Origin of the sequence: Bradyrhizobium sp. LMTR 3, from assembly GCF_001693485.1 — a bacterium.
In the GTDB taxonomy this organism is placed as follows: Bacteria; Pseudomonadota; Alphaproteobacteria; order Rhizobiales; family Xanthobacteraceae; genus Bradyrhizobium.
The window spans coordinates 38,217-59,306 of the sequence record NZ_MAXC01000002.1; the positions used below are offsets into that span (position 1 = coordinate 38,217).

The 21,090-nt window shown below is 62.9% G+C and carries 25 protein-coding genes; 13 read left to right on the plus strand and 12 right to left on the minus strand.

Annotated elements, in window-relative coordinates; all coding sequences use genetic code 11:
* Positions 1-133 precede the first annotated feature (133 nt).
* A complete protein-coding gene (locus LMTR3_RS01750) occupies positions 134-766 on the plus strand; it encodes an OmpA family protein (protein ID WP_065743393.1) in 633 nt (210 codons plus the stop codon).
* A gap of 150 nt (positions 767-916) precedes the next feature.
* Here the strand turns inward: LMTR3_RS01750 and LMTR3_RS01755 are convergent, their stop codons facing one another.
* The gene (locus LMTR3_RS01755) at positions 917-2,179 is read right to left on the minus strand and encodes a phospholipid carrier-dependent glycosyltransferase (protein ID WP_065743394.1); all 1,263 of its coding nucleotides are present in this window, start codon (positions 2,177-2,179) and stop codon (positions 917-919) included.
* Here LMTR3_RS01755 and LMTR3_RS37260 point away from each other — a divergent pair.
* Positions 2,169-2,438 (plus strand): hypothetical protein, encoded by a 270-nt coding sequence (locus tag LMTR3_RS37260; protein ID WP_141686434.1) that lies wholly within the window; start codon positions 2,169-2,171, stop codon positions 2,436-2,438. The two genes, LMTR3_RS01755 and LMTR3_RS37260, sit on opposite strands and share 11 nt — an antisense overlap.
* Positions 2,439-2,525: 87 nt before the next feature.
* On the opposite strand, the gene LMTR3_RS01760 is transcribed toward LMTR3_RS37260, so the two are convergent.
* From LMTR3_RS01760 to ggt, 6 genes are all read right to left on the minus strand, one after another.
* Complete coding sequence (locus tag LMTR3_RS01760) at positions 2,526-2,951, minus strand: VOC family protein (protein WP_065743612.1); 426 nt, start codon at positions 2,949-2,951, stop codon at positions 2,526-2,528.
* Positions 2,952-3,077: 126 nt separating this feature from the next.
* Complete coding sequence (locus tag LMTR3_RS01765; RefSeq protein ID WP_065743395.1) at positions 3,078-3,815, minus strand: enoyl-CoA hydratase/isomerase family protein; 738 nt, start codon at positions 3,813-3,815, stop codon at positions 3,078-3,080.
* 44 nt (positions 3,816-3,859) lie between these two features.
* Positions 3,860-4,375, minus strand: coding sequence for a cupin domain-containing protein (locus LMTR3_RS01770; RefSeq protein ID WP_028349528.1), 516 nt, complete (start codon positions 4,373-4,375; stop codon positions 3,860-3,862).
* A 128-nt stretch (positions 4,376-4,503) separates the two neighbouring features.
* Entirely contained in the window at positions 4,504-5,484 is a 981-nt protein-coding gene (locus LMTR3_RS01775; RefSeq protein ID WP_065743396.1) for a D-2-hydroxyacid dehydrogenase family protein, read from the minus strand.
* Between the two features lie 26 nt (positions 5,485-5,510).
* Positions 5,511-5,969: an FKBP-type peptidyl-prolyl cis-trans isomerase gene (locus LMTR3_RS01780; RefSeq protein WP_141686435.1), complete on the minus strand. Its 459-nt coding sequence runs from the start codon at positions 5,967-5,969 to the stop codon at positions 5,511-5,513.
* A gap of 142 nt (positions 5,970-6,111) precedes the next feature.
* Positions 6,112-7,698, minus strand: coding sequence for a gamma-glutamyltransferase (gene ggt, locus LMTR3_RS01785; RefSeq protein ID WP_065743397.1), 1,587 nt, complete (start codon positions 7,696-7,698; stop codon positions 6,112-6,114).
* A 302-nt stretch (positions 7,699-8,000) separates the two neighbouring features.
* Here ggt and trhO point away from each other — a divergent pair, with 302 nt between their 5' ends.
* Together trhO and LMTR3_RS01795 are read left to right on the plus strand one after the other, a co-directional pair.
* Positions 8,001-8,753 (plus strand): oxygen-dependent tRNA uridine(34) hydroxylase TrhO, encoded by a 753-nt coding sequence (gene trhO, locus LMTR3_RS01790; RefSeq protein WP_065743398.1) that lies wholly within the window; start codon positions 8,001-8,003, stop codon positions 8,751-8,753.
* A complete protein-coding gene (locus LMTR3_RS01795) occupies positions 8,737-8,961 on the plus strand; it encodes a SlyX family protein (RefSeq protein ID WP_065743399.1) in 225 nt (74 codons plus the stop codon). The genes trhO and LMTR3_RS01795 overlap by 17 nt, the downstream gene beginning before the upstream one ends.
* A gap of 68 nt (positions 8,962-9,029) precedes the next feature.
* Here the strand turns inward: LMTR3_RS01795 and LMTR3_RS01800 are convergent, their stop codons facing one another.
* Positions 9,030-9,251: a hypothetical protein gene (locus tag LMTR3_RS01800; protein WP_065743400.1), complete on the minus strand. Its 222-nt coding sequence runs from the start codon at positions 9,249-9,251 to the stop codon at positions 9,030-9,032.
* A gap of 132 nt (positions 9,252-9,383) precedes the next feature.
* On the opposite strand from LMTR3_RS01800, the gene hemE reads away from it, so the two are divergent.
* Positions 9,384-10,430, plus strand: a complete 1,047-nt coding sequence (hemE, locus tag LMTR3_RS01805; protein WP_065743401.1) for a uroporphyrinogen decarboxylase — start codon at positions 9,384-9,386, stop codon at positions 10,428-10,430.
* A gap of 166 nt (positions 10,431-10,596) precedes the next feature.
* Here hemE and LMTR3_RS01810 read toward each other — a convergent pair whose 3' ends face one another.
* The 3 genes from LMTR3_RS01810 to LMTR3_RS01820 all read right to left on the minus strand — a co-directional run bounded on the left by LMTR3_RS01810 (position 10,597) and on the right by LMTR3_RS01820 (position 13,528).
* Entirely contained in the window at positions 10,597-12,210 is a 1,614-nt protein-coding gene (locus LMTR3_RS01810; RefSeq protein ID WP_065743402.1) for a GMC family oxidoreductase, read from the minus strand.
* 107 nt (positions 12,211-12,317) lie between these two features.
* The gene (locus tag LMTR3_RS01815; RefSeq protein ID WP_065743403.1) at positions 12,318-13,091 is read right to left on the minus strand and encodes an enoyl-CoA hydratase-related protein; all 774 of its coding nucleotides are present in this window, start codon (positions 13,089-13,091) and stop codon (positions 12,318-12,320) included.
* Positions 13,088-13,528 carry a MarR family winged helix-turn-helix transcriptional regulator gene (locus LMTR3_RS01820; protein WP_065743404.1) on the minus strand — a complete coding sequence of 147 codons (441 nt, stop codon included), beginning with the start codon at positions 13,526-13,528 and terminating at the stop codon, positions 13,088-13,090. Before LMTR3_RS01820 ends, LMTR3_RS01815 begins: the two co-directional genes overlap by 4 nt.
* A 174-nt stretch (positions 13,529-13,702) precedes the next feature.
* Between LMTR3_RS01820 and LMTR3_RS01825 the strand changes: the two genes are divergently transcribed.
* From LMTR3_RS01825 to LMTR3_RS01860, 8 genes are read left to right on the plus strand one after another with little or no spacing between them, the layout of a single operon-like run.
* Positions 13,703-14,467: a GntR family transcriptional regulator gene (locus LMTR3_RS01825; protein WP_245319698.1), complete on the plus strand. Its 765-nt coding sequence runs from the start codon at positions 13,703-13,705 to the stop codon at positions 14,465-14,467.
* A gap of 52 nt (positions 14,468-14,519) precedes the next feature.
* Entirely contained in the window at positions 14,520-15,491 is a 972-nt protein-coding gene (locus tag LMTR3_RS01830; RefSeq protein WP_065743613.1) for an ABC transporter substrate-binding protein, read from the plus strand.
* A gap of 10 nt (positions 15,492-15,501) precedes the next feature.
* Entirely contained in the window at positions 15,502-16,257 is a 756-nt protein-coding gene (locus tag LMTR3_RS01835) for an ABC transporter permease (RefSeq protein WP_065743406.1), read from the plus strand.
* Positions 16,236-17,033: an ABC transporter ATP-binding protein gene (locus LMTR3_RS01840; RefSeq protein ID WP_245319699.1), complete on the plus strand. Its 798-nt coding sequence runs from the start codon at positions 16,236-16,238 to the stop codon at positions 17,031-17,033. Before LMTR3_RS01835 ends, LMTR3_RS01840 begins: the two co-directional genes overlap by 22 nt.
* A 7-nt stretch (positions 17,034-17,040) precedes the next feature.
* A complete protein-coding gene (locus LMTR3_RS01845) occupies positions 17,041-17,841 on the plus strand; it encodes an ABC transporter permease (protein WP_057844092.1) in 801 nt (266 codons plus the stop codon).
* Positions 17,842-17,853: 12 nt separating this feature from the next.
* On the plus strand, positions 17,854-18,519 hold the full coding sequence (locus tag LMTR3_RS01850) for a polysaccharide deacetylase family protein (RefSeq protein WP_065743408.1): 666 nt from the start codon (positions 17,854-17,856) through the stop codon (positions 18,517-18,519).
* Positions 18,516-19,385: a fumarylacetoacetate hydrolase family protein gene (locus LMTR3_RS01855; protein ID WP_065743409.1), complete on the plus strand. Its 870-nt coding sequence runs from the start codon at positions 18,516-18,518 to the stop codon at positions 19,383-19,385. Before LMTR3_RS01850 ends, LMTR3_RS01855 begins: the two co-directional genes overlap by 4 nt.
* 36 nt (positions 19,386-19,421) lie before the next feature.
* Complete coding sequence (locus tag LMTR3_RS01860) at positions 19,422-20,462, plus strand: 5-methyltetrahydropteroyltriglutamate--homocysteine methyltransferase (RefSeq protein ID WP_176721804.1); 1,041 nt, start codon at positions 19,422-19,424, stop codon at positions 20,460-20,462.
* Here the strand turns inward: LMTR3_RS01860 and LMTR3_RS01865 are convergent.
* Entirely contained in the window at positions 20,459-21,067 is a 609-nt protein-coding gene (locus LMTR3_RS01865; RefSeq protein WP_065743410.1) for a nuclear transport factor 2 family protein, read from the minus strand. The two genes, LMTR3_RS01860 and LMTR3_RS01865, sit on opposite strands and share 4 nt — an antisense overlap.
* Between the last annotated feature and the right edge of the window lie 23 nt (positions 21,068-21,090).

Genomic DNA, 21,090 nt, shown 5'->3' on the forward strand with positions numbered 1-21,090 from the left:
CTCGACTTCGACATCAGGCGGCCTTTACCAATGTGATTTGAATCACATTGCCCGCTTTGAACCCGTCCTATCGTCGCAGCATCAAAACGTCATGCACGCCAGTTTGCAGGCGTTAACAGTGAGGATTACGACAATGACCCGCTTTCTCTCGATCATGACTATCGGCGCCGCGCTGTCGATGACAGCGGGGCTGGCCGTCGCCGGCGATACCGTCTCGGCCGACAAGATCCTGGACGCTCTGAAGCCGAAGCCGGGCGCGACCCGCGGCCTTTCGACCGGCCCGCAGCAGCCGGTGGATGCTGCCGCAAAGGCCAAGGAAGTCGGCTTCGTCGACACCCTACGCAACCGCAAGACCCGGTCGCTGTCGCTCGGCGAGCGCCAGGAAATCGCGGAACTTGCCGCAAGCAAGCCGAAGATCGATCTCGAAATTCAGTTCGACTACAATTCGGCCGACATCAGCAAGAACTCGGTTTCCGCGGTGCAGGAGCTTGGCAAGGCGCTCTCCGATTCGAGCCTGAAGGGTTCGACCTTCGTGGTCGCCGGGCACACCGATGCGATCGGCAGCGAGGCCTACAACCAGGATCTTTCCGAGCGCCGCGCCGATACGATCAAGAAGTACCTGACCGAGAAGTACGGCATCGCCGGTTCCAATCTCGTGACGGTCGGTTACGGCGAGACCAAGCCGAAGGATGCGAACGCGCCGATGGACCCTACCAACCGCCGCGTTCAGGTCGTCAACATGGATAGCAAGACCGCCTCGAAGTGAGATTTTGAAAGGCGAGGTCTCGAAAGCCGATCCGCCTGCCGCCAGCGGCAGGCGGACTCGATCCGACCTTCCCCGCAATCAAGGAAGCAATCGCGGATCACGATATGTCTGGAATTGATTGTTCGCGTTGCGATTGGCGTAACGACCGGCTCAAATCCAGTTCTGGAAGATCATCAGGCGGCTGAACGTCGCCATCGAAGTGCCTATGAACGCGGCCGATATCGGCAGCATCGCGGCAAAGCCGGCAAAGCCGATTGCGACGTAGGCCCATAGTACCCAACCGGGCATCCCGCCGCGTTTCAAGGCGTACACCAGCGCAAGGCTCGCCGTGGTCGCCGCGGGCAGATAGTAATAGATGAAGCCGAGCGTTCGCGGCAGCAACGCCCATGCGAGGTATGGGCCGAAATAGAAAGCCAGTATCAGGAAGGCATCGACGCGCCGCGTCACGATCCAGTCGCGCAGGCAGATCGCGACCGCAATCAGCGCCGGCCACAGGATCAGCGGGTTGCCGAGGAAGACCACGGCGGCGATATGGTCTTCGTCGATCTTGTCGAAGAGATACCAGACCGGGCGCACCAGGAACGGCCAGGACGGCCATGAACTCATATAGGTGTGGCCTGCAATCGCACTCGTCGTGTTATCGCTGAAGATGCGCCGTTGCGCCTGCAGAATATCCGAAACCGCCAATCCATAGAGCGGAATGAAAGTGGCAAGATAAACGACGGCCGGGACCAGGACGAAGCAGACCGCGAAATGCCATGCCTTGAAACCGGGCCAGAGATCGGGCCGGTACCAATCCTCCGGCCCGGCATCCGCGAAGTGAGTGCGCCAGCTTTGCATCAAGCGGATCACGGCGACGATGGCGATGCAGACCGCGAGCGCGAACAGCCCGCTCCATTTGCAGCCGACCGACAGGCCAAAGCCGATCCCGGCAAGCGCGAACCACAGATGCGGCCGCTCTCGTCGAAAGCCATGCATGAATGCCGCGATGGCGAACAGGCCAAATGCGAGCGCAAAAATATCCAGCATCGCGATCCGCGATTGCACGAACAGCATCTGATTGAAAAAGGCGACCAGGCTCGCCGCAATCGCCGGGCTCTGGGCGGCGAACAGCGCCAGGCCGCACAGATACACTGCAACAACGGCGAGCGATCCGAACAGCACGGCCGGATAGCGCCAGCCCAGCGGTCCGTCGCCTAATGAATGGATCGACAGGGCAATGAACTGCTTGGCGAGCGGTGGATGCATCGGGTTGAGCATCGGCTCTCGCATCACCGGCTCGAGCATCTGCCGCGCCGCCGGGACGTAATGCACCTCGTCGAAATAGAATTTCTCCGGTGCGGTGACGCCGATCAGCATCGCAAAGTGTGCGAGAACAAAAAGAAGACCCGCGGTGATGCCCGTGCGCATCATCGAACTGGACAGAACAGAATGTGATGGGGCCAATGGCTTCACGGACAATCTGGCACAGAATCACGGAATGACATTGCGGCACAATTTAGTGTGGCCGCTCCAGATTTTTATGTCCATCGCGTTGAACGCATTTCGATCGCCGACCACCAACCGGCGGGCGAGCAGCCGCGTGCGCCACCGTCATGCCCCGCTTCAAGCGGGGCATCCAGTACTTCGCGACGTCAGTTCCTTCGCAACAATCGGCGGCACGGCTTACTAGATCGCCCGGTCAAGCCGGGCGATGACACGCTGGGGCGAGCTATGAGCCGTAGAGATTTGCAGCCTGATTGCTGACGGGTTCGACCTCTCACGCAGTGGCGGACTGCGCGGCGGTTGCTGCGGCGACATCCATCCACATCACTTCCCAATGGTGGCCGTCGGGATCTTCAAAGCTGCGGCCATACATGAAGCCGTAATCCTGTTTCGGGCCCGGATCGGCGCCGCCGCCTGCGCCTTGCGCCTTGCTGACCATGTCGTCCACTGCGTTGCGGCCGTCGGCGGAAAGGCAGAGCAGGACCTGGCTCGTGGCCTTGGCGTCGGCAATCTTCTTCGGGGTGAACTGGCGGTATTTGTCGTGCGTCAGCAGCATGACGTAGATGGTCTCGGAGAGGACCATGCAGGACCCCGTATCATCGGAGAACTGCGGATTCTTCTCGCCGCCGATCGCCTGGTAGAAGGCGGTCGAGCGGGCGAGATCGCTGACAGGAAGATTGACGAAGATCATTTTAGCCATGATGGGCTCCTTTTCGCGGGTTCGGACCCAGGACGAACGGACCGAGACAACTCCGACATTCCGTTTCAAATTATTTTCTGGCGGCGAGTTGGCGCGCGGTCACTGGAGCCCGGCGGCGAATGGCCGCTACCTGCCCTTGAAGTCAGGCTTGCGCTTTTCCGCAAACGCCTTGACGCCTTCCTTGAGGTCGTCGCTGTCGCGCACGACGTCGAGCAGCCGGCGCACCTCGGCGACCGTCTCAAGTGGTCCCTTCGGCATCGCATCGCGGGCGAGTTTCTTCAGGGCCCGAACCACCAGCGGCGCATTCGCGGCGATTTTTGCGGCCATCTCCTGGGCGAGCACGACATGCTGCCCCTTCGGCGCGACCTTGTTGACGAAGCCAATCTGATAGGCCCGCTCCGCCGACATTTCCTCACCGACCAGCAGGAATTCCATGGCGATCTTGTGCGGCATGCGCGCCATCACCGAGGAGACGCCGCCGGCGGTGGTGCCGATCTTGCCCTCGGGGTAGATGAAGCGCGTCGTCTCCGAGGCCACGCACATGTCGGCCATCTGCACCAGCACGAAGGCGCCGCCGACGACCCACCCCGAGGTTGCGGCAATGACCGGCTTGTCCAGCTCAACGCCCAAGCCGGGCACAGCATGCCACATGTTGACAGGGAGATCGTTCACGTCGGCGCCGACCGAGAAATACGCCTCCTCGGACGAGGCGAGCACCGCCACGCGATCGTCGCTGTCGTGAAAACGCTGCCAGGCCTGCCGCAGTTCGTCGCACAAGGCGTTGTTGAGCGCGTTGTGCGAAGATCTACGATCCATCGTGATGGTGGCGACGTGGCCCGTGCTCTCGTAGCGAACAAGCGTCATGGGATTCTCTCGAGCGGCGGCGATGCCGGATAACGTTGCAATCGTCACTTCTTCTCGGCGGGATCGCGGTGCACGGGATCGACCCACAGCACTGTCTCCGGCTTTTCCACCGGCTCGATGTCGAGATTGATCGCCACCGCCTCGCCGTCAGAGCGCACCAGCACGCATTCCAGGACCTCGTCGCGGCTGGCATTGATCTCCTGGTGCGGCACGTAGGGCGGCACGAAGATGAAATCTCCGGGGCCGGCCTCGGCGGTGAACTGCAGATGTTCGCCCCAGCGCATCCGTGCCTTGCCCTTCACGACATAGATGATGCTTTCGAGATGGCCGTGGTGATGCGCGCCTGTCTTGGCGTCGGGCCGGATCGTGACCGTGCCCGCCCACAATTTCTGCGCGCCGACACGGGCGAAATTGATCGCGGCCTTGCGATCCATGCCAGCGGTCGAGGGCACGTTGGGATCGAGTTGATTGCCGGGAATCACGCGGACGCCGTCATGCTTCCAGCGCTCGTCGTGATCGTGGGAGTGATGTGAATGGGTGTGGTCATGCGTGCCGGTCATTGGGCGCCTTCTCGAAATATCGCTTGTCCCGAACGGTATCGAAATCCAGGGCCGCAAACCAGAAGATTAAGGGAGCCGGCGGCGCATAGGCGTCCCGGTTTTCGTCATGGCCGGGCGCCCCCGCCTATTCAACGCCGTCTGGGCATCACATCCGGATTGACGACATTCGTCGGTGTTCCGGCGGAATAGGCAGCGATCTGGTCGAAGATATCCGTGAACTGGATTTCGTATTCGTCGCGCGAGACGTAGCCGAGATGCGGTGTGCAGATCACGTTGTCCATGTTCAGGAGCGGATCGTTGACGTCGCGGAGCGGCTCTTTTTCGTAGACGTCCACCGCCGCCATGCCGGGTCTCCCGGCGCGCAGCGCATTGACCAGCGCGCTCGGCTCGATCAGCGGCGCACGGCTGGTGTTGACCAGAAGCGCCGACGGCTTCATGCGCGCGAGATCTGCTGCCTTCACGATGCCGCGCGTGGCATCGACGAGCCGCATGTGCAGCGAAAGGACGTCGCATCGTTCGAAGAAATCAGCCTTGCCTGCCGCAGTCTCGTATCCGTCGGCGCGGGCCTTCGCCATGGCCGGTTCGCGCGCCCATACCAGCACGTTCATGCCGAACGCCTTGCCGTAGCCCGCGACAACGGCACCGATCCGCCCATAGCCATAAATGCCGAGCGTCTTGCCACGCAGCGTGTTGCCGACGCCGATCTGCCATTTGCCGGCCTTGAGCGCCGCCATTTGCTGCGGAATCGCGCGCATCGCCGCCAGGATCAGGCCCCAGGTGAATTCGGCGGTCGCATAGGACGGCGTATCGGCATGCTGGCTCGACGACACGACGATGCCGAGCCGGGTGCAGGTGTCGATGTCGATATGCGGATAGACGCTGCGCTGGCTGATCAGTTTTAGCTTCGGCAAGCGTTCCAGCAGCGGCGTCCGGATCTGCGTGCGCTCGCGGATTAGCACCAGCGCTTCGGTATCGCGCAGGCGCTCCACCAGCGCATCGACATCCTGGACGTGATCGTTCCAGATCGTGACGTCGTGTCCGGTTAGCTTGCCGAAACAATCGAGGGTGCGCAGCGTGTCGAAATAGTCGTCGAGGATCGAGACCTTCACGATGCGCTCCCTCGCTCCGTGTGCGGCTACTTCACCGCCAGCAATTCGACGTCAAACATCAGCGTCGCGTTCGGCGGAATGACGCCGCCGGCACCCCGCGCGCCGTAACCGAGCGCGGGCGGAATGATCAGCGTGCGCTTGCCGCCGACGTTCATCGATGCGACGCCTTCGTCCCAGCCGGCGATCACCTGGCGCTGGCCGATCTTGAACTCGAACGGCTCGTTACGGTCGACGGAGGAATCGAACTTCTTGCCCTTCTGGCCGTTCTCGTAGAGCCAGCCGGTGTAATGCATGACGCAGGTCTGGCCGGTCTTGGGCGAGGCGCCGGTGCCGACCTTGCTGTCGATGATCTGCAAGCCTGAAGCTGTGGTCATGGGTTTTCCTGCGGTCTGGGCCGCTGCCATCCTCATGGCAGCGGGCGTTGAAACCGCGGCTGCCACGGCGGCAAATGCGGTCCGGAAGATCGTGCGTCGCGAGAAGCGCATCTGTTGAACCTCTTTCTGGAGAGACGGAGCTTCTAGAGCCTTATCGGTTCTGATTGAATCGGAACCGGGCTCTAGTCTTTTGTCTTGACGCGTTTTCTTCACGCGAACCGGTATCCACTTCGCTCGAAAACGCTATCGACGCTCAGTAGCCCAGCGCGCAACCGTCCTTGCGGGGATCGGAACCGCCGGTCAGCGTGCCCTTGTCCCAGTCGATCCAGATCGCCTGGCCGCCGCCGAGCGGACCGACCACGCTGGTGGTCTTGTGGCCGATGTTCTTCAGGCCCTCGACGATCTCGGCCGGCACGCTGTCCTCGAGCTGGTAGACGCCTTCGTAGTGCAGGCCGCGCGGCATATCGATGGCTTCCTGCACGTCGCAGCCATAGTCCAGCATATTGGTCAGCACGTGCGTCTGTCCCACCGGCTGATACTGGCCGCCCATCACGCCGAACGGCATCACCGCGCGGCCGTTCCTGGTCGCGAGCGACGGGATGATGGTATGCAGCGGCCGCTTGCCCGGCGCGATGCAATTGGGATGGCCGGGCTGGATCCGGAAACCGCCGGCGCGGTTTTGCAGGAGGATGCCGGTCTTGTTGGAAACGATCGCCGAGCCGAACGAATGCGCGATCGAATTGATGAACGAACAGACGTTGCGGTCCTTGTCGACCACGGTGATGTAGACGGTCGATGGATTCATCGGCGGCGCGACGTTCGGCAGATCGAGCAGCCGGTCCATCCGGATATTCTTGATGTGCTCCTCGGCGAACTCCTTGGCGAGGATTCCGGCGACATCGACATGAACATACTGCGGATCGGCGACGTGCTGCTCGCGCATCATATAAGCGATGCGCGCGGCTTCCGCCTCCAGATGGAAACGCTCGACGCTGAGCGGCGCGAATTTCGTCAGATCGAAGCGAGAAAGGATGTTCAGCATCACCAGCATGGTGATGCCAGGACCGTTCGGTGGGCACTGCCAGACATCGTGGCCTTTGTACAACGTGCCGATCGGCGATGTCGTCTCGGTCGAATGTGCGGCGAAATCTTCCAGCGTGTGCAGGCCGCCGATGCCGCGCAAGGTCTCGACCATGTCCGCGGCGATCTCGCCGGTATAAAACGCATCGCGGCCGTTCTTGGCGATCGCACGCAGGGTCTTGCCCAATTCGGGCTGGTGGATCACGTCGCCGGCAACCGCGGGCTTGCCGTGCGGCAGCAGATAGCGCTCGGTGTTGGTGCCGTTCTTCAGCTTCTCGAACTGGTTCTTCCAGTCGAAAGCAATACGGGGCGCGACGACGTAGCCTTCCTCGGCAGCCTTGATCGCGGGCTGCAGAAGCGTGTCGAGTCCCATCTTGCCATGGTCGCGCAGGATCGTCTCCCAGGCGTCAATCGCGCCGGGAATGCTCACTGCATGCGCCGAGGTCAGCGGTACCGAATGGATCTTGCGCTCGAGGTACCATTCGGCCTTGGCCGCCATCGGCGCGCGGCCGGAGCCATTATAGGCGACGATCTTGCCCTCGCCCTTGGGTTGGATCAGCGCGAAGCAATCGCCCCCGATACCGGTCGATTGCGGCTCGATGACACCGAGCAGCGCGCAAGCCGCGACCGCGGCGTCCGCCGCCGTGCCACCCGCCCGCATCACGTCGATTGCGGCCAATGCGGCCTCCGGATGCGACGTAGCCACCATCGCGTTCTGGGCATGGACCGTGGAGCGGCCGGCGAAATGGAAATTCCTCATCGCGAGTGCTTTCTTTTCAGCGTTTCTTGAGCATCCCGCGGGAGCATCGGGCGGGTTTACAGACGGTTCTTTGGCATATTCATCCCCGGCAGGGCAATGGCTGGCATGCCAAGGAAAGTCACGATCTCCGTCGCCCCTGCCAAAGTTTGCGAAAGCAAGGGCGCCCATACGCCCTGTCCTACGGAAAAGGCACTGCGGTAGACGCCTTCTGCCATTCCGACGGCCGGTGGTTATGGGTCCCTGCGTTTCGCAGGGACGACGGCGGGGTTTCCCCTGCGCGGCCCGCCTGATAAACGATCGCCATGCCGCTCAAGGTCGCCGCCTTCTATCAATTCGCCGCGCTATCGGACTTCCGGGAGTTGCGCGAACCGCTGCGCTCGTTTGCTGCAGGCCTCGGGCTGAAGGGCAGCGTGCTGCTGGCGGATGAGGGCATCAACGGCACGGTTGCGGGCGGCGATGCGAGCATCGACGCGTTCGTCGGCGAATTGCAGCACGGCGCCCTTTTCGGCGGGCGGCTCAGCAATCTCGAACTCAAGTTTTCGACCGCTTCCGAGATGCCGTTTCAGCGGCTGAAGATCCGGCTGAAGAAGGAAATCGTCACGCTCGGAGATATGGCGGTCGATCCGACGCGACAGGTCGGCACCTATGTCGAGCCGTCAGACTGGAACGAACTGATCGCAGCGCCCGACACGCTGGTGATCGACACCCGCAATGCCTTCGAAGTAGCGATGGGGACGTTCGAAGGCGCGGTCGACCCCGGCATCAAGAGCTTTGGGCAGTTCAAGGAATTCGCCGCACAGAAGCTCGATCCGGCGAAGCACAAGAAGATTGCGATGTTCTGCACCGGCGGCATCCGATGCGAGAAGGCCAGCGCCTATCTGCTGGCGCACGGATTTGACGAGGTCTATCATCTCAAGGGCGGCATCCTCGGCTACCTCGAGGGCGTACCGGAGAATGAGAGCCGCTGGCGCGGCGAATGCTTCGTGTTCGACGAACGCGTGGCGCTGGGCCACGGCCTGCGGCAGCGACGAGGGAACGATGGCGCCCAAGAATGACGTCACCGCACTGAGCGAGCGTCTCGACGCACTGGAAATACGGGCGACGTTCCAGGATGACACGATCGAGGTGCTGAACCAGACGATTACCGCACAATGGCACCAGATCGATGCGTTGACGCGCCAATTGGCTGAACTGAAGGAGCGCCTGCGGGAAGCCGAAAGCAACTTCCCCGGTCCGGCGAACGAGCCGCCGCCGCATTATTGAAGTACAAACAGAAACGGCCTCCGCTTGGGGAGACCGTTTGCCACGCGAAACGATTCACGCCATTTGCATCAGCGGAAGACGGCGCGAACCTTGTGCCACAGCGATGGCTTCTCGTGTTCGTGATCGGCTTTCGAGGGCGCCGGTTGCGCAGCGCTCACGGGATCGGAAGCCGGAAAGGTATCGACCAGCCCAGCCTCGAGTTTTTCATGGGTTTCCCGGTCGGCCTTCAGCGCTTCGCGGGGATCGTCGGCGTGCTTGTCATGCGCAGCAGGATTGAACTTCTGGGCCATAGGCACCTCCATGAATGAGATAACGGCCCGATTTTACGCCGGTTCCACATTCGCCCTCGCTATCCGTCCTTGGCCTCGAGGGAACCTGCGTGTATCAGAGGCGCATCAGCCGCGCCCGCAGGAATCCACGTTTTGTCTCAGAAATCCGTAGCAAAACCCTTTGTCGAAGTGCTCTCCGGCCGCAGGCAGAAGGTGCCGCCGGTCTGGATGATGCGACAGGCCGGCCGCTATCTGCCGGAGTACCGCGAGCTGCGCGCCAAGGCGGGAAGCTTTCTCGACCTGTGCTTTACGCCGGAATATGCTGCCGAGGTAACGCTGCAGCCGATCCGCCGTTTCAACTTCGATGCGGCGATCATCTTTTCCGACATTCTCGTCATCCCCCACGCACTCGGCCGCTCCGTGCGCTTCGAGGCCGGCGAAGGTCCGCGGCTTGATCCGCTAGATACCCCCGAACATGTGGCGGCGCTCGCGCGCCATGCCGATTTCGGCAGGCTCGAACCGGTCTATGAAGCGTTACATCGCGTGAAGCGCGAGCTCGCACCCGAGATCGCGCTGATCGGCTTCTGCGGTGCGCCCTGGACGGTCGCAACCTACATGGTTGCAGGACAGGGCACGCCGGATCAGGCGCCGGCGCGGATGATGGCCTACCGTCATCCCGAGGCGTTCGCTGAAATCATCGACGTGCTGGTGGAGAATTCGATCCAGTATCTGCTCGGCCAGCTCAAGGCCGGCGCCGACTGCTTGCAGATCTTCGACACCTGGGCCGGCGTGCTACCGCCGCGCGAATTCGAACGCTGGTCGATCGAGCCGGCGAAACGCATCGTGGCCGGCGTGCGCGCGCAAGTGCCGGATGCCAAGATCATCGGCTTTCCGCGCGGCGCCGGCGCGCTGCTGCCGGCCTATGTGGAGGCAACGGGCGTCAACGCAGTCAGCATTGACTGGGCGGCCGAACCTTCCATGGTCCGCGAGCGCGTGCAGAACCGTGTCGCCGTGCAGGGCAATCTCGATCCGCTGGCGTTGATCGCAGGAGGCGCCGCACTCGACCGCGCCGTCGACGACGTGCTGGCGAACTACGCGCAAGGACGGCTGATCTTCAACCTCGGCCACGGCATCCAGCCGGAAACCCCGATCGCCCATGTCGAGCAGATGCTCGAGCGGGTGAGGGGGTACGGCAGCTAATGCAGCTTGGCCGTCATGCCCCGCGAAGGCGGGGCATCCAGTAACCACCGCCTTTCATTAGAATCGAGATGTCACGGCGTACTGGATCATCCGCCGGAGCCTGTCATCGGGCGCGCATTCGCGCGACCCGTTGGCGGATGATGACAGCAGTGTTTGCCGCTTCAGCCTACCGCGCATCCTCCAAAATCATGTCGGACGCCTTCTCTGCGATCATGATGGTTGGCGCGTTGGTATTGCCGGACATCAGATCAGGCATGATCGAGGCATCGACCACGCGAAGGCCTTCGATGCCGCGCACGCGCAAGCGCTGGTCGACGACCGCGAGCGCGTCGCTGCCCATCCGGCAGGTCGAGGTCGGATGATAGACCGTGCTGCCGGTGCGGCGGCAGAAGTCCAGCAATTCGTCGTCACTCTGTACCTTCGAACCCGGATCGACTTCTGAGACCGCGTAAGCCTTCAGCGCGGGGGCTGCGAGGATCTTGCGCAGGATGCGGATGCCGTCGATGAAAGCGCGGCGATCGGTTTCGGTAGCGAGGTAATTGATGCGGATTTCCGGCGGCACCGAAGGGTCCGCGCTCCTGATACGCAGCGAACCGCGGCTCTCCGGGCGCAACTGGCAGACGGAAGCGGTGAAACCGGAAAGCGCGTGAAGTTTCTCGCCCATCTTGTCGGTCGAGAACGGCAGGAAGTGAATCTGGATGTCGGGCGACGCCAGCCGCGGGCTGGTCTTGAAGAAAGCGCCTGACGTGCCGGCCGCGATCGTCAGCGGCCCTTTGCGCAAGGCGGCGTACTGAATGCCCGCCATCATCTTCCGGATCGGGTTGTTGACGACATCGTTGAGCGTGCACTTTTGCGCACAGCGGGTGATCAGGCGGACCTGCATGTGGTCCTGCAGATCGTTGCCGACGCCCGGCGCATCGAGCACGATCTCGATGCCGTGCTGCTTCAACAGATCCGCCGGGCCGACGCCCGAGAGCTGCAGTAGTTGCGGCGAATTGTATGCGCCGCTGGAGACCAGAATTTCCTTGCGCGCCCGTGCGGTCCGCACGCGGCCTTCCTGCTTGTATTCGATCGCCTTGGCGCGGCGGCCTTCGAACAGGATGCGCTGCGCCAGCGCGGAAGTCTCGACCCGCAGGTTAGGCCGCTTCCTGGCGGGACGAAGATACGAGAACGCCGTGCTGGCCCGGCGCCCACGCCGCGTCGTGGTCTGGAAAAATCCCGCGCCCTCCTGCGCGGCGCCGTTAAAATCGGGATTGGTCGGAATGCCGGTCTCAGCCGCGGCGACGACAAACGCTTCCGACAGGGGATCGTGATGCCGCCAGTCGGACACCGGCAGCGGGCCGCCGGCGCCGTGATATTTGTCCGCGCCGCGCTGCTGGTTTTCGGCCTTCTTGAAATAGGGCAGCACGTCGTCATAGCCCCAGCCGGCATTGCCGCGCTGCCGCCATCGATCGTAATCCTCGTGCTGGCCGCGCACATAGAGCAGGCCGTTGATGGAACTGGAGCCGCCGAGCACCTTTCCGCGCGGCTGGAACACCTGCCTCCCGTTCAATCCCGGTTCCGGCTCGGTCTGGTACATCCAGTTGACGGATTTTTCCTTGAACAGTTTGCCGTAGCCGAGCGGCACGTGGATCCAGAGATTGGTGTCCTTCGGCCCGGCCTCCAGCAACAGGACGGAGTGCTTGCCGTCGGCCGTCAATCGATTGGCGAGCACGCATCCGGCCGATCCGGCGCCGACGATGACGTAGTCGAATTCGGAAGCTTCATTGTTCTTGTTCATTTGTTTCCCCCGCAGGCGGCCCAAAGAGGTAGCTGGGCCGCCACGGGCGGTCAATTGCCTCGCCGTCGCAGGCGGGGAAAAACGATCTTCAATGCAGCCGGCGCCGGCTAGCTTGCCAGTTTCAAAAAGTCCGGCGGCCGGCGCTCGGCAAACGCAGCGAACGCCTCACGCGCCTCCATCGTCTTCAGGCGAGCCGCGAACTGCTCGCTCTCGGCCTTGATCTGCGCCATCAGAAGTTCCGGATTGCGCATCAGCCGTTTGGTCGTGCTGACGGCGCCCGCCGGCTGTTTCGCCAACCGGGACGCGAAAGCCTTCGCTTCCGCATCGAGCTTGTCGAGCGGCACCACGCGGTTGGCAAGTCCCCAGGCGAATGCGGATTTGGCATCGACCGCCTCACCGAGCGCGAACATCTCGAAGGCGCGGGCATAGCCGATGCGGAGCGGCATCAGCAGGCTGGAGGCGGCTTCCGGCACCAACGCAAGGTTGACGAACGGCGTCGACAGTAGGGCATTCTCGGCCAGCACGACCAGATCGCAGTGCAAGAGCATCGTGGTGCCGATGCCGACGGCGCGCCCTTGAACGGCTGCGACCAGCGGGCGGCTCGAATGTGCAAGCGCCTGCAGGAAGCGGCCGACATGGCGCTCGCCCTGAAGTGTGCCGGTTGCAATGGCTGCAAACTCGCCGACGTCGTTGCCGGCGGTGAACATGTCGCCCTCGCCGCGGATCAGCAGCACGCGGACGGATGAATCCGTCTCGGCGGCTTCGATCGCGTCCGCAAGCGCGCCGTACATCGCATTCGTCAGCGCGTTCTTCTTGTCGGGGCGAGCCATCGTCAGGCTCAAAATCCCGTCGCTCTTCTCGATCTTGATATGCTCGGTCATTCGTCTTCTCCTTTGGGAAATCTGCTCTGCATGGTGGTAAGCCAGCGCGCAACGACATCGATCTCGGCGTCGGTAAACCCTTCCGTGAGCCGCGCGTTGACGTCGGCGAGCCCGGCTTTCGACTGCGCCATCGCCACGCGGCCGGCCGGCGTCAGCCAGAGACGCCACGCGCGCCCGTCATCCGGATCGGCCCGCCGCTCGATCAGGTTCGCCGCCGTCATCCGGTCCACCAATCCGGAGATCCCGGGTGGTCCAAGATCGAGCGCCGCACCCGCCTCGCCCATCAGGGCGCCGTCGCGCTGGCCCAGGACGAAGAGCAGGCCGGATTGTGCGGCGGTCACGCCGGTGTGCGGGGACCGCGCCGCCATCCAGCGCTGCAGCCGGCGCTGCGCGACGTTGAGCAGGAACACGAGCCGGTGCTCGCGACGCGGACTCATATCGATGAGGTCAATTTATTTCGCATGCGAACTATCTAAAGCAAATGCCGGGAAGTTGTCACGATGAATTTGATCGGGCTCATCGCGCGATATTCGGGGCTCGTCGGCCTGAAGCGAACGGCGGGGAATAAACTCAAGCGTTGACAGTCACTTAGTAGAAAAATCGATTTTCGATTGACGATCTCACCTACTCTCGCCAAGCTGCCCGCCATGAGCAGTATCGGGTTGAGTTTTGGCGAACGCCTTGCCGACGAACGGCCGCGAAGCCTTACCTCCGCCGTTCAAGAACGGCTGCGCGCGGATATTCTCTCGACCCGGCTGCTACCCGGCCAGAAGCTGCATATCGCCGGTCTCGCCAAGCAGTTTTCGGTCAGCCTCGCCGCGGTGCGCGAAGCGCTGTCGCGGCTGGTCGCGGACGGGTTGGTGCAGGCGTCCGACCAGCGCGGTTTTCGTGTCAGCCCGGTATCATCAGCCGACCTCAGGGACGTGACTCAGACTCGCGTCGATATCGAAGGTCTGGCGCTGCGCCGTTCGATCGAGCGTGGCGATGCGGCATGGCTTGCCTCGGTCGAGAAGTCTTTTACGGCGCTCTGCGCCGTCCCCCACACCTATCCCGACGATCCTACCCATCACTACGAGGAGTGGGTGGTGCGGCACCGCGTCTTCCACCGTACGCTGGTGAACGCCTGCGGTTCGCAATGGTTACTGAGCTTTCGCGACGTCCTGCACGAGCAGAGCGAGCGCTATCGAAGGCTTGCGATCCGGCGCAACACGGAACACACACGCGACGTCGAGGCCGAACACGCGGCAATCGTGCATGCCGTGCTCAAGCACGATGCCGACGCCGCAGTCGCGGCGCTCTCGAAGCATTTCATGACCACCATGCATCTCGTCGAGCTCGCTACGCCGAAAACGTTCGGGGATGGCGACACCGCCTGATCGACCGTTCGAAGACCAAATCAAATCAAGAAAAGCAAAGGGAAACGTCACCATGAGAATCACGCGACGCTACATATTGGGAACGATTGCGGCCGCCACAGTGCTTGGCACATCAGGCATGGCGCAAGCTGCCGATACCGTCCGCATCGGGCTTCCGACGAAAACCTACTGGCCCACGACGATCGCGGAAACCGCAGTGCGCCAAAAGCTGTTCGAGAAGGAAGGCATCACCGCTGAACTCACGATCTATCGCGGCGGCGCCGAGACCTTCGAGGCGATGGCGGCGGGCGCCGCCGACGTGATCCTCGACGCGACTTCGCTGGTATCGGCCGGGCGCAAGAAGGGCGTGAACTCCAAAGTGCTCGCGAGCGCCGCAACGGGCTATTACGGCTGGCAGTTGATGACGCTTTCGAAATCGACGGTCGGGGTGAAGGACCTGAACGGCAAGAAGGTCGCCATCACCTCCGCGGGCTCCGGCTCCGACCTGCTGGCGTTGTGGACCCAGCAGGACAAGAAGATCGAATTCACCCGCGTTCCCGTCGGCGGCGGCGGCCTGGTGCCGAACCTACTTGCCGGGAACGTTGACGCGGCCGTCGTCTATTCGCCGCTGAGCTTCCAGATCTCAAAATCGGGCGAAGCGCGCACCATCCTTGACTTCTCCAAGGAAGTGCCGCCGAACCTCGCCGCCGGCTGGATCGCGCTTGACAAATACGTGCAGGACAAGCCGCAACTCGTACAGAAGACGCTGAACGCGCTCTATGGCGCACTGATGTACATGCGCGCCAACAAGGACGCCTCCGTCAAGCTGATCACCGAACTCTATGAAATTCCTGCCGAGATCGCGGCGCTGGAATATGAGAACACGATCATGAAGCTGGAAACCGACGGCAGCATGGATGGGTCGAAGATTCCGGAACAGCTCCAGCTCGCGCTCGACATGGCCAAGGCGGGCGGCATGAAGGACCTGGGGCCGGCGGCGGAAATTATCTCGACGCAGTTCAAGCCGGTTCCGACCAAGTTCTGAGACAAGCGCGATGCAAAGCGGGCTAGCGGTAAAGGCGGCGCGGATCGCCATTGTGGTGGCGCTGTTTGCGATATGGGAAATCTTGTCGCGAACCGGCATCGTCAATCCGCGCCTGCTTCCCTCCGCCTCCGATACGCTGTCAACGCTTGGCGAGCTCTTGCAACGCGCGAGCGTGCGCAAGGATCTCGCGGTGACCGCAACCGAGGTGGTGACCGCATTCGCCCTCGCCGTTCCCGTCGGCGCGCTGATCGGCTTCCTGATCGCGGAGAACCGCTATTTTGCCGAGGTGGCAAAGCCGCTGCTGTTCTTCGCCTTCAGCATTCCGAAGTCGATCTTCCTGCCGATGTTCATCCTGGTGTTCGGGGTCGGCTTTTCGCAGAAGGTGGGCTTCGGTTTCTTCTCGACGATCTTCATCGTGATCATGTCGACCACGACGGCGGTTGAGTCGGTCAAGGTTGAGCATTTGACGGTCGCCCGCTCCTATGGCGCGACACCCGTTCAGACCGCGTTCCGCGTCTACCTGCCGAGCATGCTCCCCGTTCTGCTGGAAGCGCTGCGGATCTCGATGATCTTCAACCTCACCGGCGTCATTCTCGCCGAAATGTACGCCTCGCGCGACGGGATCGGGCACCAGATTGCGACTTGGGGCGAGAATTTCCAGATGAAGCAATTGCTGGCCGGCGTGGTGATGATCGCCGCCATCGCAATTGCCTTCAATGAACTGGTCAGATGGGTGGAAACACGATGCAGCCATTGGCGAACATAACCCCGCTGAAGCCGGCCGGCGCGATCGAAGTCCGCAATGTCGGGCAGATCTTCAAGACCACGACGCAGGACGTCGTCGCGCTGGAAGACGTTTCGCTCGACGTCAGGCCCGGCCGCTTCGTTGTGCTGGTCGGCCCGAGCGGTTGTGGCAAGTCGACGCTTTTGATGATGATGGCGGGTTTGCGCCAACAGACCTCCGGCACCATCACCATCAGCGGCGCGCCGATCCCCGAGCCCGACCCGAACCGGGTCGGCGTGGTGTTTCAGGAGGCCAGCCTTTTTCCCTGGCTGACGGCGGAGGAAAACGTCGAGTTTCCGCTGGCGCTGCGCGGCGTCACCAAGAGTGATCGACGCGCGCGAGCGCAGGACGCGCTGAAGCTCGTTGGACTTGACGGCTTCGGCAAGCGCCATCCGCACGAATTGTCGGGCGGCATGAAGCAGCGTGTCTCGATCGCGCGCGGCCTGGTGCAGGATCCGCCGGTGCTTCTGATGGACGAACCGTTCGCGGCGCTCGACGAACAGACCCGCATGACCATGGGCGACGAGCTGCTGCGGATCTGGGCGGCGACCGGCAAGACGGTGGTATTCGTGACCCATAGCCTGACGGAAGCGGTCTACCTCGCCGACGAGGTGATCGTGATGTCGCCGCGCCCCGGCCGCATCGTCGATCATCTGCAGGTCCCGCTGCCCCGACCCCGCACCTATGAGATGCTGAGCGGCGACGCGTTCGGCAGTCTGCGCGACCGCATCTGGCGGCACATCCGCAAATCGGCGTGAGGCTGGCATGAGCGCGGCAACACTTCGCAGATTGATCGTGATCGGCCTGATAGTGCTGTGGGAAATCCTGCCGCGTGCCGGCTTCATTCCGGAACTGTTTCTGCCGTCGCTGTCTTCCACGCTCGCAGCCGGATGGAACGAGGCGGGCGAATACGGCCACGCCCTTGCCGTCACGCTCTACGAGGTCGCGATCTCGATGGCGTTCGCCTGCGGCGGCGGCATCCTGCTCGGCGCCATCGTCGGCAGCCTGCCGCGGCCGCGCATCCTGATCATGCCGATGGTCTCGAGTCTCTATGCGGTGCCGCTGGTCATCCTCTATCCCGTCTTCACGGTCTGGCTCGGCATCGGCTCGGAATCCAAGATCGCATTCGCTTCGATTTATGGTTTTCTGCCGACGATGCTGGCGACTGCCGCAGGCATCCAGACCATCGATCCGCAATTGCTGCTGGCCGCCCGCAGCATGGGCGCGACGCTGAGCCAGCGGCTAGTTCGCGTCATCATCCCGGCGGCGATCCCGACCGTGCTGTCGGGACTGCGCGTCGGTGGCGCGCTTGTGATCGTCGGTGTGGTGGTGTCGGAAATGCTGATCTCGTCGGCGGGCATCGGCTATCTGATCTCGCGCTACCGCACCATTCTCGATAGCCCGCATGTGTTCGCCGGCGTGTTGCTGGTGCTGGCGATGGCGATCGCCTTCAACGCCGCCATCAAATGGATCGAGCGCAAGGCCGCGATCTGGCAGACCGGCACACGCGCCGGGCAAGACTCCGCGGGCGAAGTCGCGCCGACTGCCCTGCAGCCTGCGACCTGACGGAGTGTGAGCGTGTTCGACCTGACGCTGACATTCGACAATGGTCCCGAGCCCGGCGTCACGCCGCGCGTGCTCGATACCTTGCGCGAACGCGGTATCACGACGACATTCTTCGTGATCGGCGAAAAGCTTGGCGATGACGAGCGCCGCCGGCTGGCGGCGCGTGCGCATGAAGAAGGCCACTGGATCGGCAACCATACCTTTACGCACACCGTGCCGCTCGGGCAGCAACGCGATCCAAACGCAGCACAAAGCGAGATCGGCCGGACGCAAGACGCAATCGGCGACCTCGCCCATGCAGAGCGCTGGTTCAGGCCGTTCGGCGGCGGCGGCAATCTCGATTCGCGGCTGTTGAAGCCCTCCGTGGTCGACTACCTCGTTCGCAACAGGCATGGCTGCGTACTCTGGAATGCGATCCCGCGCGACTGGGACGATCCCGATGGCTGGGTCGACCGAGCCCTCGACCTGTGCCGCTCGCAGCCGTGGAGCCTGATGGTGCTGCACGATCTGCCTGGCGGCGCCATGGATCACCTTGAGCGCTTTCTCGACCGAGCAGAGGAAGCCGGCGCGCGCTTCCACCAGGACTTTCCGCCCGACTGCGTCCCGCTCCGGTCGGGCAAGATCGTGCTGCCCATCCAGCCCTACGTTTCCAACATCGAAGAGAGTGTCACAACATGAGGATCGCGAGTTTCAAGGCAGGTCAAACGGCAACCTACGGCCTGGTCACGAACGCAGGCATTGTCGACGCCGGAAAACGGCTCAAGGCTTATCCAACCCTGAAGTCGCTGCTCGCCAAGGGATTGCTCGACGAACTGAAAGCGCTGCAGGGTGAGCGTCCCGATTACGCATTGGCCGAAATCGAGCTGCTGCCGACCGTGCCCGACCCGGACAAGATCTTCTGCATCGGCGTCAACTACGCCACGCACCTTGCCGAAAGCGGCCATCCCACGCCGCCGCACCCGATGATCTTCACCCGTTTCGCCAACAGCCAGGTCGGCGGCGGCCAGCCGATGATCCGGCCGCTGGAATCCGAACGTTTCGACTTTGAGGGCGAGATGGCCGTGATCATCGGCAAGGCAGGCCGCCGGATTTCGCGGGAAGAGGCGCTGGCGCATGTTGCGGGCTATGCGTGCTACAATGACGGCAGCATCCGCGACTGGCAGCGCCACACCTCGCAGTTCGCGCCGGGAAAGAATTTTGTCGGCACCGGCGCATTCGGACCGTGGATGGTCACCACGGACGAAATCCCCGATATCAGCAAGCAGACCATTGCGACCCGCCTCAACGGCGTTGAAGTGCAGGCCGCGCCGATCTCTGACCTCGTGTTCGATGTCCCTGCACTGATCGCCTACTGCTCGACCTTCACCGAGCTTGTGCCCGGCGACGTCATCGTCACCGGCACCACCGGCGGCGTCGGCGCCTACCGCACGCCGCCGCTGTGGATGAAGGATGGCGACGTGGTCGAGGTCGAGGTGTCCGGCATCGGTGTGCTGCACAATCCTGTGAAGGACGAGGTTGCGGCGGCTGCGACACGCGCGGCTTGATATGAGAGGAACAACAATAAGAGCAAGGAGATACTGATGAACCTGCCGAAACATCTTCTGCCGACCACTGTCGTCGGCAGTTACCCGCAGCCGGAATGGCTGGTCGATCGCGCGATGCTGTCAAAGGTGGTGCCGCGCACACGCCTTCACGCGATGTGGCGGCTGCCTGCGGAGCACCTGGAAGAAGCGCAGGACGACGCCACCATCGTTGCGATCAGGGACATGGAGCGCGCCGGCATCGACATCGTGACCGACGGCGAAATCCGCCGCGAGAGCTATTCCAATCGCTTCGCCACAGCGCTTGAAGGCATCGATGACGAGAATCCGGCGATGATCACCTCGCGTAGCGGACACGAAACGCCGGTGCCGCGCGTGGTCGGCCCGGTAAAACGCCGTGGCCCGGTCGAGCTGCACGACATGGAATTTCTGCGCCAGAATACCGATCGCGCGGCCAAGATCACCCTGCCCGGCCCGTTCACGATGAGCCAGCAGGCGAAGAACGAGTACTACAAGGACGATGAAGAGCTGGCGATGGCATTTGCCGAAGCCGTCAACGCGGAAGCGCTCGATTTGCAAAAAGCCGGCGCTGACGTGATCCAGCTCGACGAGCCCTGGGTGCGCAACAACCCGGACCTTGCCCGCCGCTACGCCGTCAAGGCGATCAACCGCGCCCTGCAAGGCATCACCGTGCCGACCGTGGTGCATCTGTGCTTCGGCTATGCCGCGGTCGTCCCCGGCTCGACCAAGCCGGCCGGCTATTCCTTCCTCGCTGAGCTCGCCGACACCAGTGCCGAGCAGATTTCGATCGAGGCGGCGCAGCCGAAGCTCGATCTCGGCGTGCTCAAGGATTTATCGTCGAAGAAGATCATGCTCGGCGTACTCGACCTCGGCAATCCCGAGATCGAATCTGACGGTGTGGTGGCCGGCCGCATCCGCAACGGGCTGAAGCATGTCGCCGCCGACCGGCTGGTCATCGCGCCCGATTGCGGCATGAAATACATGCCGCGGCATGTCGCGTTCGGAAAACTGAAGGCGATGTGCGACGCGGCAGCAACGGTGCGCAAGGAGATCAGCTAGATCGGCCCGCCCTGCAGCCACGCCGCACCGCGCGCATACAAGGCCTCGACCTCGGGTCCCTTCAGGCCGGGCATGTCGCGCTTGACCGTGTAGCCGATGCGGGTCTGCAAATAGGCGAGATGGCGGTAGCCCGGCGGGAATTGCTCGAGGAGAGTTTTGTCCAGTACCGGCGCCGTGCCCGGCGTGACAGGGTCCATGCGGTCCTTCTCATAGATCGGCTGGCGCAGCACGATGCCCCAGCGTCCCTCCCGCTTTTCGAGGAAGTCGTAGAATCTCCCGGTGCAGAGCACGTCGCACGGCACGCCCTCGACCTCGGCACGCTGCGAGATCGTCATTTTGGTCTGCGCAATCGCGCGGGCGCCTGCGAGGTCAACCGAGATGCCGCCGAGAAAATGCAGGATGCTGACGCCCTTGGCCCAGGCCTGCTTGCTGATTTCGATGAACTCGTCGCCGGTGCCCTGCGTCCAGGTCGCCATCATCCGGCCGTCCGGATGCCAGACCGTGCGGAAACGCTCCCAGTCTCCGGCATCGCGCCAGATCGCCCAGTTCTGCAACAATTCCCGGATCAGGCGATCGTCTTCAATCTCGGCGTCACTTATGGGCATGCGCACATTTTCCCTTGGGACAT

Excerpts from the sequence above, each read along its gene's own strand:
- LMTR3_RS01765 (WP_065743395.1), bottom strand. The coding sequence starts at position 3,815 with ATGACGCTTGTTCGCTACGAGAGCACGGGCCACGTCGCCACCATCACG.
- ggt (WP_065743397.1), bottom strand. The coding sequence starts at position 7,698 with ATGAGGAATTTCCATTTCGCCGGCCGCTCCACGGTCCATGCCCAGAAC.
- LMTR3_RS01865 (WP_065743410.1), bottom strand. The coding sequence starts at position 21,067 with ATGCCCATAAGTGACGCCGAGATTGAAGACGATCGCCTGATCCGGGAA.
- LMTR3_RS01845 (WP_057844092.1), top strand. The coding sequence starts at position 17,041 with ATGAGCGCGGCAACACTTCGCAGATTGATCGTGATCGGCCTGATAGTG.
- trhO (WP_065743398.1), top strand. The coding sequence starts at position 8,001 with ATGCCGCTCAAGGTCGCCGCCTTCTATCAATTCGCCGCGCTATCGGAC.
- LMTR3_RS01755 (WP_065743394.1), bottom strand. The coding sequence starts at position 2,179 with ATGATGCGCACGGGCATCACCGCGGGTCTTCTTTTTGTTCTCGCACAC.
- LMTR3_RS01795 (WP_065743399.1), top strand. The coding sequence starts at position 8,737 with ATGGCGCCCAAGAATGACGTCACCGCACTGAGCGAGCGTCTCGACGCA.
- LMTR3_RS01840 (WP_245319699.1), top strand. The coding sequence starts at position 16,236 with ATGCAGCCATTGGCGAACATAACCCCGCTGAAGCCGGCCGGCGCGATC.
- LMTR3_RS01810 (WP_065743402.1), bottom strand. The coding sequence starts at position 12,210 with ATGAACAAGAACAATGAAGCTTCCGAATTCGACTACGTCATCGTCGGC.
- LMTR3_RS01835 (WP_065743406.1), top strand. The coding sequence starts at position 15,502 with ATGCAAAGCGGGCTAGCGGTAAAGGCGGCGCGGATCGCCATTGTGGTG.
- LMTR3_RS01770 (WP_028349528.1), bottom strand. The coding sequence starts at position 4,375 with ATGACCGGCACGCATGACCACACCCATTCACATCACTCCCACGATCAC.
- LMTR3_RS01855 (WP_065743409.1), top strand. The coding sequence starts at position 18,516 with ATGAGGATCGCGAGTTTCAAGGCAGGTCAAACGGCAACCTACGGCCTG.
- LMTR3_RS01815 (WP_065743403.1), bottom strand. The coding sequence starts at position 13,091 with ATGACCGAGCATATCAAGATCGAGAAGAGCGACGGGATTTTGAGCCTG.
- LMTR3_RS01820 (WP_065743404.1), bottom strand. The coding sequence starts at position 13,528 with ATGAGTCCGCGTCGCGAGCACCGGCTCGTGTTCCTGCTCAACGTCGCG.
- LMTR3_RS01800 (WP_065743400.1), bottom strand. The coding sequence starts at position 9,251 with ATGGCCCAGAAGTTCAATCCTGCTGCGCATGACAAGCACGCCGACGAT.
- LMTR3_RS01750 (WP_065743393.1), top strand. The coding sequence starts at position 134 with ATGACCCGCTTTCTCTCGATCATGACTATCGGCGCCGCGCTGTCGATG.
- LMTR3_RS01780 (WP_141686435.1), bottom strand. The coding sequence starts at position 5,969 with ATGCGCTTCTCGCGACGCACGATCTTCCGGACCGCATTTGCCGCCGTG.
- LMTR3_RS01830 (WP_065743613.1), top strand. The coding sequence starts at position 14,520 with ATGAGAATCACGCGACGCTACATATTGGGAACGATTGCGGCCGCCACA.
- LMTR3_RS01760 (WP_065743612.1), bottom strand. The coding sequence starts at position 2,951 with ATGGCTAAAATGATCTTCGTCAATCTTCCTGTCAGCGATCTCGCCCGC.
- LMTR3_RS01860 (WP_176721804.1), top strand. The coding sequence starts at position 19,422 with ATGAACCTGCCGAAACATCTTCTGCCGACCACTGTCGTCGGCAGTTAC.